General features: G+C 72.2%; 14 protein-coding genes. 2 read left to right on the top strand and 12 right to left on the bottom strand.

All coding sequences use genetic code 11. The annotated features are described in order from the left end of the window. Positions 1 to 28 precede the first annotated feature (28 nt). Both Csp2054_RS07830 and Csp2054_RS18380 read right to left on the bottom strand, forming a co-directional pair. Positions 29 to 2,368, bottom strand: coding sequence for an Ig-like domain-containing protein (locus Csp2054_RS07830; RefSeq protein WP_141399173.1), 2,340 nt, complete (start codon positions 2,366 to 2,368; stop codon positions 29 to 31). 92 nt (positions 2,369 to 2,460) lie between these two features. Then, the gene (locus Csp2054_RS18380; protein ID WP_255252659.1) at positions 2,461 to 3,204 is read right to left on the bottom strand and encodes a pseudouridine synthase; all 744 of its coding nucleotides are present in this window, start codon (positions 3,202 to 3,204) and stop codon (positions 2,461 to 2,463) included. A gap of 264 nt (positions 3,205 to 3,468) precedes the next feature. On the opposite strand from Csp2054_RS18380, the gene Csp2054_RS18375 reads away from it, so the two are divergent. Next, a complete protein-coding gene (locus Csp2054_RS18375; RefSeq protein WP_217990884.1) occupies positions 3,469 to 4,341 on the top strand; it encodes a hypothetical protein in 873 nt (290 codons plus the stop codon). Here the strand turns inward: Csp2054_RS18375 and scpB are convergent. The 9 genes from scpB to Csp2054_RS07780 all read right to left on the bottom strand — a co-directional run bounded on the left by scpB (position 4,268) and on the right by Csp2054_RS07780 (position 11,346). Beyond that, positions 4,268 to 4,858, bottom strand: coding sequence for an SMC-Scp complex subunit ScpB (gene scpB / locus Csp2054_RS07820; RefSeq protein WP_096898778.1), 591 nt, complete (start codon positions 4,856 to 4,858; stop codon positions 4,268 to 4,270). The genes Csp2054_RS18375 and scpB overlap by 74 nt on opposite strands. Before the next feature lie 79 nt (positions 4,859 to 4,937). Further along, entirely contained in the window at positions 4,938 to 5,792 is an 855-nt protein-coding gene (locus Csp2054_RS07815; RefSeq protein WP_411897145.1) for a segregation and condensation protein A, read from the bottom strand. Further along, on the bottom strand, positions 5,776 to 6,663 hold the full coding sequence (locus tag Csp2054_RS07810) for a ParA family protein (RefSeq protein WP_096898740.1): 888 nt from the start codon (positions 6,661 to 6,663) through the stop codon (positions 5,776 to 5,778). Before Csp2054_RS07810 ends, Csp2054_RS07815 begins: the two co-directional genes overlap by 17 nt. Positions 6,664 to 6,813: 150 nt before the next feature. Continuing rightward, positions 6,814 to 7,656, bottom strand: coding sequence for an SseB family protein (locus tag Csp2054_RS07805; protein WP_096898739.1), 843 nt, complete (start codon positions 7,654 to 7,656; stop codon positions 6,814 to 6,816). Positions 7,657 to 7,659: 3 nt separating this feature from the next. After that, entirely contained in the window at positions 7,660 to 8,406 is a 747-nt protein-coding gene (gene priA / locus Csp2054_RS07800) for a bifunctional 1-(5-phosphoribosyl)-5-((5-phosphoribosylamino)methylideneamino)imidazole-4-carboxamide isomerase/phosphoribosylanthranilate isomerase PriA (protein WP_096898738.1), read from the bottom strand. 77 nt (positions 8,407 to 8,483) lie between these two features. Then, positions 8,484 to 9,119, bottom strand: a complete 636-nt coding sequence (hisH, locus tag Csp2054_RS07795) for an imidazole glycerol phosphate synthase subunit HisH (RefSeq protein ID WP_096898737.1) — start codon at positions 9,117 to 9,119, stop codon at positions 8,484 to 8,486. Further along, a complete protein-coding gene (gene hisB, locus Csp2054_RS07790) occupies positions 9,116 to 9,718 on the bottom strand; it encodes an imidazoleglycerol-phosphate dehydratase HisB (protein ID WP_096898736.1) in 603 nt (200 codons plus the stop codon). The genes hisH and hisB overlap by 4 nt, the downstream gene beginning before the upstream one ends. After that, positions 9,715 to 10,839: a histidinol-phosphate transaminase gene (locus Csp2054_RS07785; protein WP_096898735.1), complete on the bottom strand. Its 1,125-nt coding sequence runs from the start codon at positions 10,837 to 10,839 to the stop codon at positions 9,715 to 9,717. Before Csp2054_RS07785 ends, hisB begins: the two co-directional genes overlap by 4 nt. Before the next feature lie 132 nt (positions 10,840 to 10,971). Then, positions 10,972 to 11,346: a LysM peptidoglycan-binding domain-containing protein gene (locus Csp2054_RS07780; protein WP_096898734.1), complete on the bottom strand. Its 375-nt coding sequence runs from the start codon at positions 11,344 to 11,346 to the stop codon at positions 10,972 to 10,974. Between the two features lie 235 nt (positions 11,347 to 11,581). Between Csp2054_RS07780 and lexA the strand changes: the two genes are divergently transcribed. Next, entirely contained in the window at positions 11,582 to 12,226 is a 645-nt protein-coding gene (lexA, locus tag Csp2054_RS07775; RefSeq protein ID WP_096898733.1) for a transcriptional repressor LexA, read from the top strand. A 160-nt stretch (positions 12,227 to 12,386) separates the two neighbouring features. Here lexA and hflX read toward each other — a convergent pair whose 3' ends face one another. Further along, positions 12,387 to 13,925, bottom strand: coding sequence for a GTPase HflX (hflX, locus tag Csp2054_RS07770; RefSeq protein ID WP_096898732.1), 1,539 nt, complete (start codon positions 13,923 to 13,925; stop codon positions 12,387 to 12,389). Positions 13,926 to 13,981 lie beyond the last annotated feature (56 nt).

Raw genomic sequence — 13,981 nt, 5'->3', positions numbered from 1 at the left:
CGCGGAGCCCGGCGTCGGGGAGCCGGTGTCAGGGGTACACGGTCGTGACGGTCAGCTCGACCGGCGCGTTGACGTTGTCGATCACCCGCACCCGTGACTCGCCGGCGAGCAGCGGGACGTTCCTGCTCCAACCGCCGAACGCGTCGACGGTGAAGCCGTGGATCGCACCGCTGCGGAGGTCGACGACGGCACCGTAGGCGCCCGGTGCTCCGGTCCCGCGGAAGTGCACGCCGGGGTTCACGAAGTCGTCGTCCGGCGTCACGGTGCTGCCGTCGGTCGGCTCGATCACCGTCAGGTCCGAGCCGGTGTCGGACCCGACCGTGAAGGTGACGTCCGCGGTGGCGCCGTGGCCGACGATCCTGGCGGTGTGCTCGCCGGCGGCGAAGACGACGTCGCGGATCGTCCAGGTGCCGTCGGCGCGGACGACGGTGCTCGAGACGGGGCCGTTGCCGGAACCACGGGTGACGATCTCGTCGCCCGGGGTGCCGGTCCCCGTGAACGTCACGAACCCGCGGTCCGCGACGACCGTCGAGCCCTGCTCGGGGCTCGTCACGCGCAGCGGGTCCAGTCGTCCCTCGAGGTGCACGGTCGCCTGCTGGGCGGAGGCACCCGGCTGGTGGACGACGAGGGCGTCGTACTCGGCACCCCGGTCGCCGTCGAACTGCTGGACGGGGAGGTCCGCACCGGCGATGCGCCAGGTGCCGCCCTCGTCGACGGTGGTGTCGACGGCGTCACTCGGGTCGGTCCCGTGCGGCTGGAACCGCACCGTCGCCCCGGGCGTGCCCGTGCCCGTGATCGCGGGCTTGCTGCGGTCCATGAAGGTCACGTCCGCAGGGCTCGTCAGCGCGAACGGACGTCGACCGGCGTCCTCGAAGCGCCCCGACCACGTGCCGTCCGCCCCGACCTCCGTCGAGAGCGTGCGGTCGCCGAGCTCGAGGGTCACCTCGGCACCGGGCTCGCCCGTCCCCCGGACGACCGTGGACGGCGTGACGTCCGCGCCGTCCGACGGGGACGTGATCCGGACCGGGGCACCGTAGTCGACCACGGCGTCCTGACGGGCGATCTCGGCGCCACCCTGGCGCAGCACGACGGTGCGGGCCACCTTGCCGGCGGTGTCCGCGGGGTCGATGTCGACCTCGAAGTGGCCGTTCGCGGGCACCCGGCCCGTGCCGACCTCGGCCCCGTCCTGGTCGAGCACCGCGACGTCGGCGCCGGCGGGCGCCTCACCCTCGACGTAGGCCGACTCGGCGGCGTCCGCGGGGAAGACGACGTCGGGGTCGAGCTCGACCGAGTCGAGTTCGACGGGCACCACGGTCTGCGCCCCGCCGACGCCGGTCATCTCGACCACGACCGTCGACGCGCTCCGCGCCTTCGAGGGCGTGACCCGGAGTGACCACGTGCCGTCGGCTGCCACGGTGACCGGGTCGGCCGAGCCGCCCTGGAGCACCCGGACGCGGGCGCCGGCGTCGCCGTGGCCGCGGACCAGTGCCGTGCCGTCGGCGGCGACGGGCGCTTCACCCGCGGTGGCGGAGACACCCTGCCCGTAGGTCACGGTGCCGCGGCTGCGCTGGACGAGGCCCGTCCCGTTGCTCACCGAGACGAGGATGTCCTGCTCGAACGTGCCGCGCTGGGGCCCGTTGATGACCGCGCTCCAGTTCCCGTCGGCGTCGGTCCCGACCTGACCGACGTTGAGGAGCGTCCCGAGTCCGTCGTGGATCTCGACGAAGCTGTTCGGCGTCGCGTGACCCGACACCCGCGCACGGTCGTTCGGGTCGGTGGTCGCCGGGGGCGTCACCTCGAACTCGGTGGCGGGCACCGCGTCCCGGTACTGGAGCTGGACGCCGAAGTCGGCCCCGGTGCCCGCGGTGAACGCGAACGCGGCCTTCGGCTGGTTGCGCAGCGTGATGCGCTCGTTCTGCAGGCTCCACCCGTACGGCGAGACGATGCGGCCGTCGTCGACGGAGAAGTTGGAGGTCGAGCTGCGGCAGGAGAAGGCACTCACGGAGACCCCGGCCCGGACGCCGTCGGTCGTGACGGTCAGGCACTCCCCGGTCCGCTCGGTGATGAACTTCACGAAGCCGTTGCCGTCGACTGCGGCCCGGAACGACGTGAGCCCTGCCGCGACGGCCTGCGCACGCGTGTCGTACTCACGGAGGTCGACGTTGGTGCCCGAGTTCCCCGTCCACGCGATCGTCTTGCCGGCGGCGTTCTGCGCGGAGAGCGTGATGCCTCTCTGCGGGATCGCCTCGCGCGGGACGTCCGAGTCGACGGCCACCGCGGCACCGGAGGCCACGAACCCGGACCCGATCACCGCCGCGACCGTCGCGGCGGCACCGGCCCCCACGAGGAATCGCCTTCGTTGCGTCATCTTGCTTCACTTTCGTTGGTTGACGGAGCAGGCCAACGATATGTTGCATTCTTGAATATATGCGATGCGCGATGCAAATGCCGGGCGGCGACTCACTCGTCCGTCTGCGCGACCACCTCCGGCCCGTGGTCCCGCGCGATGGCGAGCAGCTTCCCGAGCTCCACCGTCGTCAGCTCACGGGTCTTGCCGATCGGCAGGTTCCCGAGCTGCAGCGGCCCGAAGGACCGTCGGACGAGTTCGAGGACGGGGTGTCCGACCTCGTCGAGCATGCGGCGGACGATCCGGTTCCGACCCGAGTGCAGTGTGACCTCGACGAGCGACTCGCCGCGCGCGGACTCGAGCAGCCGTACCTTGTCGGCAGCGATCGGCCCGTCCTCGAGTTCCACACCGTCGAGCAGCCGCTGGACGGTCGCCGGGTTCACGTTCCCCTCCACCTTGGCGATGTAGGTCTTCGTCACGCCGAACGACGGGTGCGCGAGCACGTGCGCGAGGTCCCCGTCGTTCGTCAGCACGAGCAGCCCGGATGTCTCCGCATCGAGCCGCCCGACGTTGAACAGGCGTTCCTCGTAGCGGTCGACGAACTCGGACAGGTCGCGACGCCCCCGCTCGTCCTGCAGGCTCGACACGATGCCGACCGGCTTGTTCAGCAGGACGTACCGCTTCGACGTGTCGGTCTGCACGGGCACGCCGTCGACGGCGACCTCGTCGACGTCCGGGTCCACACGCCGCCCGAGTTCCTCGACGACCGTGCCGTTCACCGTCACCCGGCCCTCGACGATGAGGTTCTCCGCGACGCGACGAGACGCCACGCCCGCCGCGGCGATCACCTTCTGCAGACGCTCGCCGTCGGCCTGGAGGGACGGCTCGGCCCCGGCGGTCGCCGTCGCGTCCGGCGCGTCCCAGTCCGGGATGATGGGCCGCTCGGGCGTGCCCTCCAGCGGCTGCCCGTGCTCGTCGCGGGCGCCCGCGGGGCGCGGGGTCGTGTTCCGGTCCACGCCGCGCGGACCGTCGGAGCGCCGTGCGCCGGCGCGCTGGTCGGCACCACGCGGGCGGTCGGCGTTGCGCGCCGTCGTCGTACCGCCGACGTACCGGCGGCCGTTGTGCCACACCGTGCTGGGGCGTCCGTCCGGGGTGCGGCGGTCCTCGCGGGCCGGGTCGCGGCGTCGGTCGTCGTCACGACGGGGTGCTGCCCGCCGGTCGTCGCGACGGTCGTCACGCCCGCGGAACCCGCCACGGTCGCCACCGTCACGGCGGTCGTCACGCCCGCGGTACCCACCGCGGTCCGCGCCGTCCCGACGGTCGTCACGACCGCGGTACCCACCGCGGTCCGCTCCGTCCCGGCGGTCGTCACGCCCGCGGTACCCACCGCGGTCGCCACCGTCACGGCGGTCGTCACGGCGGTCGTCACGCCCGCGGTACCCACCGCGCTCCGCTCCGTCGCGACGGTCGTCACGTCCGCGGTACCCACCGCGGTCGCCACCGTCCCGACGATCGTCACGCCCGCGGAACCCACCACGGTCGTCATCGCGACGGACGAACCCGCCGCGGTCGCCCTGCCGGCGGTCGTCGTCTCGGCTCACGAACCGACCGCGACCACCGCCGGTCCGGTCGTCGCGCCCGCGGAACCCGCTCGACGACCCACGGTCGTCACGCCCGCGGAACCCGCCGGATGCACCCCGGTCGTCGCGCCGCTCGTACCCGCTTCGGCCACCACGCTCGTCGCGACCGCGGTACCCACCGCGGTCGCCGCGCTCGTCCCGGCCGCGCTCCTCCCGGCCACGCTCGTCGCGGCCCCCGCCGCCGAAGCGGCCACCCGACCGACCGGAGCCGGCGCTGCGGTCGCGGGACGGGCCTCCAGTCCGACCGGACCCGCCCCGCGGGCCGCCTCGTCGTTCTTCATCATGCGCGGCCATCGGGGATCCCTTCGTTCTGCCCGAAGCCGTCCGCACCGTCGTCCAGGAGGGGCGAGATGAGCGGCAGCTCGTCGAGCGAGTTGATGCCGAGCTGCTGCAGGAGCAGGTCGGACGTGACGTAGTTGATGGCGCCGGTCTCGGCGTCCGTGAACGACTCCTCGATGAGGCCGCGCGCGACGAGTGTCCGGACGACCCCGTCGACGTTCACCGCCCGGATCGACGCGATCTGCGAGCGGGTGATCGGCTGCTTGTAGGCGACCACCGCGAGGGTCTCCAGCGCCGCCTGGGACAGCCGGGAGGGGCGCTCCTGCTCGACGAACTGCTCGACGACGTCGTCGAGCTCCTGCCGGACGTAGAACCGCCAGCCGCCGCCGACCTCGCGGAGTTCGAAGCCGCGGCGGACGGTCCCGTCGACGCCGTCGAAGTCCGCGACGAGCCGCTCGATCGCCTGCCGGACGGCAGGGACGGGCGCACCGACGGCGGCACCGAGCGCCACGAGGGACTGCGGCTCGTCGGCGATCATGAGGATGGCCTCGAGCTGCCGGTCGACCGGCTGGGCCGGCGCAGCGTGGTGCATCGACTGCTCGATCGCCCGGGCGTCCGCCAGCTCCTCCGCGCCGCCGGGTTCGGCGCTCGACGAGTCGTGCGCGTGCGCGTCATCCGTCATAGTCGGCTCCCAGGTTGGCGAGGCTCTCGTCGGACCAGTCCTCGGCGGTCCACCGCAGCAGCAGTTCCCCGAGCGGTTCGACCTGCTCGAACGTGATGGACGCGTTGCGGTACAGCTCGAGGATCGCGAGGAAACGAGCCACCACGATACCCGTCTCGTGGACCCCGGCCACCAGTTCACGGAACGAGACGTCCTCGTCCGCCCGGGTGCGGAGGATCGAGACGACGATCGCGGCCTGCTCCCGGATGCTGACGAGCGGTGCGTGCAGGTGGTCCAACCCGACGGTGGGGATCTCGCGCGGTGCGAACGCCAGGGTCGCGAGCGCGGCGAAGTCCTGCAGCGAGAGCGTCCAGACGAGCTCGGGGGTGCGCGCACGGAACCGCTCCTCGAGCCGGACCCGCCGCACGTGTCGCCGCGACTCCTCCACCCACCGGGAACCGAACCAGTCGGCCGCCTGCTTGAAGGCGCGGTACTGCAGCAGTCGGGCGAACAGCAGGTCGCGCGCCTCGAGCAGTGCCACGTCCTCGGCGTCGACGAGCTCCCCCTGCGGCAGGAGGCCGGCGATCTTCAGGTCGAGCAGGGTGGCCGCCACGACGAGGAACTCGCTCGCCTCGTCGAGCTCGTCGGCGGACTCGGCCTGGCGCACGTACGCGATGAACTCCCCCGTCACCGCGCCCAGGGACACCTCGGTGATGTCGAGCTCGTGCTTCGTGATGAGCGACAGGAGCAGGTCGAACGGCCCGTCGAAGTTCGACAGTCGGACGCGGAACCCCGGGACGGTCTGGGTGCCGACCGGCACGTCGGCTGCGTTGGCGGCGCTTGCCGGATCAGGCGACGGCGCCACGCTCGACGAGCTCCCGTGCGAGCTGCCGGTACGCGTGCGCGGCGGCGTGGTCGGGCGCGGTCTGCGTGATCGGTCGCGCCGACACCGTGGCGTCCGGGAACTTCACGGTCCGTCCGATGACGGTGTCGAGCACCCGGTCGTCGAACGTGTCCACGACGCGCTCCATGACCTCACGCGAGTGCAGGGTCCGCGAGTCGTACATCGTCGCGAGGATGCCGTCGAGCGTCAGCGCCGGGTTGAGCCGATCGCGCACCTTGTCGATCGTCTCGATGAGGAGCGCGACCCCGCGCAGCGCGAAGAACTCACACTCGAGCGGGATCAGGACGCCGTGCGCCGCGGTCAGGGCGTTGACGGTGAGGAGTCCGAGCGACGGCTGGCAGTCGACGAGGATGACGTCGTAGTCGTTCGACACCTTCCGCAGCACGCTCGCCAGGATCTGCTCGCGGGCGACCTCGTTGACCAGGTGCACCTCGGCAGCGGACAGGTCGATGTTCGCCGGGATGACGTCGAGGTACGGCATGTTGGTCGGCTGGATGACCTCGCGCGGGTCCTTCACCGACCCCATCAGCAGGTCGTAGACGGTCGGGATGTCGTGCGTCCGGACGCCGAGCCCGGCGGACAGTGCGCCCTGCGGGTCGAAGTCGACGGCGAGGACCTTCCGCCCGTACTCCGCGAGCGCGGCGCCGAGGTTGATCGAGGTCGTCGTCTTGCCGACGCCGCCCTTCTGGTTGCAGAGCGCGATGATCCGGGCCGGACCGTGACCGTCGAGCTCCTCGGGGACCGCGAACGCCCGCACGGGCCGACCCGTCGGACCGATGGTGGTCGCGCCGGCTCCGGGGTTGGTCGTCGGGTTCGTGCTCACCCGCCCCATGCTAGCGGCGACGCGGCCCGGGGCCGGGCGCATCGCCGCGCCCCGCACGGCCCGCCGGGCGCGGCCCGACCTGCGGTCGCACACCGCGCCTCCCGTCAGACCGTCGGCGTGCGCACGACGGACGCCGCCGTACCGGACGGGAGGCCCGGATCACGCTGCGCGCAGCGCCACCCGCATGCTGTCCACGCGTTCCGCGATCACCGGGTCGGTGGACCACCGGGGCTGGAGGCGGCCGACGAGCGCCTGCACACCGGACTGGTCGAGGCCCGGCACCAGCGCGAGGCCGACCGTGAGCTCCGCGCCCTGGAACCGGCCGAGCGGGTCGCCCGCCGACAGCTCGACGCGGACGACCGCCGGCTCGTCCGCCACCGAGGCGGCGAAGGCCCGGGCGACCTCGGGGTCCTCGAAGCAGGGCGTCCACGGCAGGTCCTGCCCGAGCGCCCAGACCGCCGGACGACGGAGGACGAACTCGGTCGGGGCGGTGGGGTCGAGCACCACCAGTTGCGTGTCCTCGCTGGCTGCGGCCATCGCCACCCGGCGCGACTCGACGGGCACCGGGCGCGCGGTGGGGTCCCACGACCGCATGGCCTCGACCGAGGTGAACGCCGGCATCACGGAGCGACCGTCCGGTCCGGCAACGGTGACGATGGAGAGCTCCTGGGTCTTGTCGACCAGGCGGCCGTCGTCGGTGTGCCCGACGTCGCCGGCCTCGGCCAGGAGCGGGATGAGGAGCCGGGCCGACCGGAGGGCGTCGACCACGTCGGACTGGGAGGCTCCGTCCGCGACGCGCCGGATCGCCTCGACGAGCGCCGGGTCGGCCAGGCCGTCGTCGTCCGCGAACGCCGTGTCGTGGTGGTCGAAGGTCCGCCCCGCCCACGGGAACCCGGCCGAGTCGGCCGGTGAGTGGGGGTGGGCTCCGGTGTCGGCTGCGGCGTCGTCGTCGTGCTCGCCCGGCTCCGGTCCGGTGCCGCGGCCGTTCGAGATGCCCGCCACGGGCTAGGCCGAGGCGACGTCGAGGGCGGCCGGGAGGGTGAACGCGCCCGAGTAGAGCGCCTTGCCGATGATCGCCCCTTCGAGCCCGTGCGGGACGAGGGCCCGGAGCGCGACGAGGTCGTCGAGCGTCGAGATCCCGCCAGAGGCCACGACCGGCTTGTCGGTGCGTTCGCACACCTGGCGTAGCAGGTCGACGTTCGGGCCCTGGAGCGTGCCGTCCTTCGTCACGTCCGTGACGACGTACCGCGCGCACCCGGCCGCCTCGAGACGGTCGAGCACCTCCCACAGGTCTCCGGCGTCCTCGGTCCACCCGCGGCTCGCGAGCGTCGTGCCGCGGACGTCGAGGCCGACCGCGATCTGGTCGCCGTACTCGCCGATGACCCGCGCGGCCCACTCGGGGTCCTCGAGGGCGGCGGTGCCGAGGTTCACCCGTGCGGCGCCGGTCGCGAGGGCGGCCTCGAGCGAGGCGTCGTCGCGGATGCCGCCGGAGAGTTCGACGGCGACGCCCTCGACCTCCCGGATCGCCTGCGCGATCACCTCGCGGTTGTCCCCGCGGCCGAACGCCGCGTCGAGGTCGACGAGGTGGAGCCACTCGGCGCCCTGGTCCCGCCACGTGCGGGCGGCGCTGACCGGGTCGCCGTAGCCGGTCTCGCTGCCCGCCTCGCCCTGGGTCAGGCGGACTGCTTGGCCGTCGACGACGTCGACGGCGGGCAGGAGGACGAGGGGGCGGGGCGCGGAGGAGTCGGTCATGGTCCTGTCGGTGGGGTTCGCGGTCGGGCGTGCGTCAGGCTGGGGCGTGCGTCCGGTCGGGCGTGCCGGGGTGCGTGTCAGAGGGACCGCACCCAGTTGCAGAGCAGCTGGATGCCGGCCTCCCCCGACTTCTCGGGGTGGAACTGGGTGGCGGTCAGTGGGCCGTTCTCGACGGCGGCCAGGAAGCGCTGCCCGTGCTCGGCCCAGGTGAGCCGGGGCGCGCGGAACGGGCCGTACGCCTCGAGCGGGAAGTCCGTGACACCGTAGGAGTGCACGAAGTAGAACCGCTCGTCGTGCAGGCCGTCGAAGAGCACCGAGTCTTCCGGTGCCTCGACCGTGTTCCAGCCCATGTGCGGCAGCACCTCGGCCTGGAGCTCCTGCACGGTGCCGGGCCACTGCGCCAGGCCCTCGACGTCGACACCACGCTCCACGCCACGCGAGAACAGCACCTGCATGCCGACGCAGATGCCGAGGACCGGACGCCCTCCGGCCAGACGGTGGTCGACGATCTCGCCGCCGCGCACGCCCTCGAGCTGGTCGACCACGGCGCCGAACGCGCCGACGCCGGGGACGAGCAGCCCGTCCGCGTCGAGCGCCCGGCGCTTGTCCGAGCTCAGCGTCACGGCGGCCCCGGCGCGTTCGAGTGCCTTGGCTGCCGAGTGCACGTTCCCCGACCCGTAGTCGAGGACCACGACGTCCGGCTTCCCGCTCACAGCGTGCCCTTCGTGGACGGGACGCCGTCGACGCGGGGATCGAGCTCCACCGCGCGGCGCATCGCCCGCGCGAAGGCCTTGAACTCGGCCTCCGCGATGTGGTGCGGGTCACGGCCGCCGAGGACGCGGACGTGCACGGTGATGCCGGCGTTGACGGTGATCGCCTCGAACACGTGCCGGACGAGCGAGCCGGTGAAGTGCCCCCCGATCCGGTGGAACGCGAAGCCCTCGGGCTCGCCGGTGTGCACCAGGAACGGCCGACCGGACACGTCGACGACGGCCTGGGCCAGCGCCTCGTCGAGCGGCACGAGCGCGTCGCCGTAGCGACCGATCCCGGACCGGTCGCCGAGGGCCTGGCGGAGCGCCTGACCGAGCACGATGCCGGTGTCCTCGACGGTGTGGTGCGCGTCGATGTCGGTGTCACCGGTCGAACGGACCCGGAGGTCGATGAGCGAGTGCTTGCTGAACGCCGTCAGCATGTGGTCGAAGAACGGCACGCTCGTCGAGATGTCGGAGGAGCCGGTGCCGTCGAGGTCGAGCTCCAGCTCGATGCTCGACTCGCTCGTGCTCCGGCTGATCGAGGCGGTGCGGGCGGTCATGCGTCAACCCTAACCGGGGGCTGGACCTCGGCGACGCGGCGCATGGCGTCGAGGAACGCGGTCGTCTCGTCCTCGGTCCCGGCGCTCACGCGGAGGTGGCCGGGGATGCCGAGGTCACGCACGATGACGTCCTGCTCGAGGAGCGCCTCGAACGCCGCGTGCGGGTCGGCGACGCCGCCGAACAGCACGAAGTTCGACCAGGTCTCGTAGGTGCGGTACCCCATCGCCTGGAGCTCGGTCGCCATCCGGTCGCGCTGCCGCTTGATGTCGTCGACCATCGCCAGCATCGCCGGGGCGTGCCGGAGTGCCGCGACCGCCGCGGCCTGGGTGAGGGCGGACAGGTGGTAGGGCAGCCGGACCAACCGGATCGCGTCGATCACGGCCGGGTGTGCGGCGAGGTACCCCACCCGGGCACCGGCGAACGCGAACGCCTTGCTCATCGTGCGCGACACGACCAACCGCTCGCGCCCGGGCAGGAGCGTCAGCGCGCTCGGCGCATCCGACGGCATGAACTCGGCGTAGGCCTCGTCGACCATCACGATGCCGTCGGTGGCGGCGTAGGCCGCCTCGATCGTCTCGATGGGCAGCGGGGTACCCGTGGGGTTGTTCGGCCCGCACAGGAACACGATGTCGGGACGGTGTTCGGCGATGGCGGCCGTGACGGTCTCCGGCGAGATCCGGAACTCCGGGTCGCGCTCAGCGGCGATCCAGGCCGTCCCGGTGCCCGCCGCGAGGATCGAGTGCATCGAGTACGTGGGCGGGAAGCCGAGCACGCTCCGCCCCGGACCACCGAAGGCCTGGAGGAGCTGCTGCAGCACCTCGTTCGAGCCGTTCGCCGCCCAGAGCTGGTCGGTCGTCAGCCGCTGCTCACCGGTCAGCCCGCCGTTGAGGTAGTCCGTCAGCGACCGGCGCAGCTCGGTGAACTCACGGTCGGGGTAGCGGTTGACCGTCGTGATCGCCTGCCGGATCGACTCGACGATGTCCTCGGCGACCTCGCCCGGGACCGGATGCGTGTTCTCGTTGACGTTGAGCTGCACGCGCACGTGCTTCTGCGGAGCACCGTACGGCGTCTGTCCGCGGAGGTCGTCTCGGATCGGGAGGTCTTCGAGCGTGAATGCCACCGATCCATCGTAGGCCGCGCGGCCGGGACGACGACCGGCCGTCCGGACGGTGGGTGGGTGGCTCCGTCCTCCGTCAGTGCAGCACCTGGACGTCGTCGCCGGTGGGCACCGACTTCGGTCCGCGTCGTGCTCTCAGTGCTCGTGCGTGTACTTCGTCGGGATCGAGATGGTCTCGCCCGCCTGCAGCGCGGACCCGTCGAGCGCGTTGAGGTTCACGACGTCGGCCACGAAGTCGCGCGGATCGGAGTCGGGAGCGGTCTCCTCCGCCAGCTGCCACAGCGTCTCGCCGGGCTGGATCGTCACGGTCTCGAAGCGCGTCGATCCGGTTCCTGCGGCATCACCGGCAGCGGCACCGCCACCGTTGAGGACGGCGATCGCGACCACCAGCAGGATCGGGAGCGCGGCGAGCGTCGTGAAGACGACCCGTCCGCGGCGCGTCAGGCGCAGGCGCGTACGCACGGCGGGAGCAGCGGTGCGCTGGGTGTCAGCGATGGCGATGGTGCTCATGTCGTTCTTGCCTTCCCGGTCGGCGATCCGAAGTCGTGTACCGAACATAGTTTCGAATCAGAGGATGCACAACCCCTGGGAGGGGATTTCTGCAGGTGGATTCGGCGACACGCTCGAACAGGTGTTTGTCCGGCGTGGTGCGGTCGGATACTGTTTCGACCGACTGGGACAAGTGAACCGGGGACCACCGACATTCCCGCGGACCGGCTCCAGCACCGACGAAGGGCGAGACGACGTGGCCGACGAACTGCGCGGACAGAAGCCGCTGACGGCGAAGCAGCAGGCCATCCTCGACGCCATCCGCGCGTCGATCGCCAGCCGCGGTTACCCGCCGAGCATGCGGGAGATCGGCGACGCTGCCGGGCTGTCGTCGTTGTCGAGCGTCTCCCACCAGCTCGGCCAGCTCGAACTCGGTGGTTGGATCCGCCGCGACCCGAACCGTCCCCGCGCGCTCGAGGTCCTGGTCGACGAGCCGAGCGCCGACGCGGACGCCCCCGACGTCGATGCGACCACGCTCGTGCCGCTCGTCGGACGGATCGCCGCCGGTGTCCCGATCACCGCGGAGCAGCACGTCGACGAGATCGTCCCGCTCCCCCGCCAGCTCGTCGGGACGGGCGACCTCTTCATGCTCAAGGTCGTCGGCGAGTCCATGATCGACGCGGCCATCTGCGACGGCGACTGGGTGGTCGTTCGGTCACAGCAGACCGCCGAGAACGGCGACATCGTCGCGGCGATGCTCGACGAGGAAGCGACCGTCAAGGTCTTCCGGCAGCGCGACGGCCACACGTGGCTGCTCCCCCGGAACTCGGCCTTCGAGCCGATCCTCGGCGACGCGGCCACCGTCCTCGGGAAGGTCGTCGCGGTCCTGCGCTCCATCTGACCCGACGCGCGTCGAGCAACGCGGGGCCCACCGTCGCGCACCGCTCGTCGCTCCCGCCGCGCACTGCTCATCGCTGCCGGCGCGCGGAACCTGGTTCCGGACACAGCAGCGGTGGTGACGTGCCCGCCGGACGCGGGCCGTGCCTCCAGGCGGCGGCGTGTCAGGACGCGACGGGCGTGACGACGTACGGGTCGAGCTCGGCGACCTGGCGCTGGAACACCCGCACCTCCAGGCGGGTGCCGTCCTCGACGTAGTCGACGGACTCCACCGCGCCGGCGTCGTGGAGCGTGGACACGAGATCACCCCGGTCGTACGGGATCACCACGGTGAGCGCGACGTCCGGCTCGGGCAGCCGCGCCTCGATCGCCGCGAGGAGGTCGTGGATGCCCTCGCCCGTGCGTGCGGACACGAAGACCGCGTCCGGCACGAGCCCGAGCAGCACGAGCCGCTGCGACTCGTCGATCAGGTCGGCCTTGTTGAAGGCGACGATCTCGGGGATGTCGCGCGCGCCCACCTCGCCGATCACGTCGCGGACCGTCGACAGCTGCGCGCCCGGGTCGGGGTGCGAGCCGTCCACGACGTGCACGATGACGTCGGCGTCGCCGACCTCCTCGAGCGTCGAGCGGAACGCCTCGACGAGCTGGTGCGGCAGGTTCCGCACGAAGCCCACCGTGTCCGCGAACGTGTACTCCCGGCCCTTCGCCGAGTTCGTCCGGCGCACGGTGGCGTCGAGGGTGGCGAACAGCTGGTTCTGGACCAGGACGCCCGCGCTCGTCAGCCGGTTCAGCAGCGACGACTTGCCGGCGTTCGTGTACCCGGCGATCGCGACGCTCGGGACGTCGTGGCGGTTGCGCTCGGCACGCTTGGCCTCGCGCGCGGGCCGGAAGGAGGCGATCTGCCGACGGAGCTTCGCCATGCGGGAGTGGATCCGCCGCCGGTCGAGTTCGATCTTCGTCTCACCCGGACCACGGGAGCCCATGCCCGCGCCGCCGGACACCTGACCACCGGCCTGGCGGGACATCGACTCACCCCACCCGCGGAGGCGTGGGAGGAGGTACTCGAGCTGCGCGAGCTCGACCTGCGCCTTGCCCTCGCGGCTCTTCGCGTGCTGGCTGAAGATGTCGAGGATCACCGCGGTCCGGTCGATCACCTTGACCTTCACGACGTCCTCGAGTGCACGCCGCTGCGACGGCGCGAGTTCGGTGTCCGCGATCACCGTGTCGGCGCCGGTGACCTTGACGACCATGGCGAGCTCCTCCGCCTTGCCCTTGCCGAGGTACGTCGACGGGTCGGGGGTGGGGCGACGCTGCAGGAGGCCGTCGAGCACCACGGCCCCGGCGGTCTCGGCCAGGGCGGCGAGCTCGCGGAGCGAGTTCTCCGCGTCCTGCGCATCACCCTGCGGGTACACGCCGATGAGGACGACCTGCTCGAGCCGGAGCTGCCGGTACTCGACCTCGGTGACGTCCTGCAGTTCGGTGGAGAGCCCGGTGACGCGCCGGAGGGCCGCACGGTCCTCGCGGTCGTACTGGTCGCCGTCGCCCGTCCAGCCGTGGTCGTCCACGGAACGGGTCTGGATCGCCTGGGCCGGGGCGAAGATCGCTGAGGTGGCGCGTTGGTCGGCGTTGCGCAGCACGCGTTCGACGACACCGTCGGCGCTGTCGTCGTGGGACTGGTTGTTCTGCTGGGGGGTATCCGTCATCCTGTCCACAGGGTACCGCCGCCACGCCCGGGACACACGGGTGAGCCGGTACGGTT

It is taken from the genome of Curtobacterium sp. 'Ferrero' (genome assembly GCF_002412165.1).
Taxonomy (GTDB): Bacteria; Actinomycetota; Actinomycetes; order Actinomycetales; family Microbacteriaceae; genus Curtobacterium.
The sequence above is the reverse complement of the archived record's forward strand: the minus strand, read 5'-3'. Positions and strand labels throughout refer to the sequence as shown.

Bases quoted from the DNA above. Each gene is read 5' to 3' on its own strand.
- hisB (WP_096898736.1), bottom strand. From the start codon at position 9,718: ATGACCGCCCGCACCGCCTCGATCAGCCGGAGCACGAGCGAGTCGAGC.
- scpB (WP_096898778.1), bottom strand. From the start codon at position 4,858: ATGCACCACGCTGCGCCGGCCCAGCCGGTCGACCGGCAGCTCGAGGCC.
- Csp2054_RS07780 (WP_096898734.1), bottom strand. From the start codon at position 11,346: ATGAGCACCATCGCCATCGCTGACACCCAGCGCACCGCTGCTCCCGCC.
- Csp2054_RS07810 (WP_096898740.1), bottom strand. From the start codon at position 6,663: ATGGGGCGGGTGAGCACGAACCCGACGACCAACCCCGGAGCCGGCGCG.
- Csp2054_RS07830 (WP_141399173.1), bottom strand. From the start codon at position 2,368: ATGACGCAACGAAGGCGATTCCTCGTGGGGGCCGGTGCCGCCGCGACG.
- priA (WP_096898738.1), bottom strand. From the start codon at position 8,406: ATGACCGACTCCTCCGCGCCCCGCCCCCTCGTCCTCCTGCCCGCCGTC.
- hflX (WP_096898732.1), bottom strand. From the start codon at position 13,925: ATGACGGATACCCCCCAGCAGAACAACCAGTCCCACGACGACAGCGCC.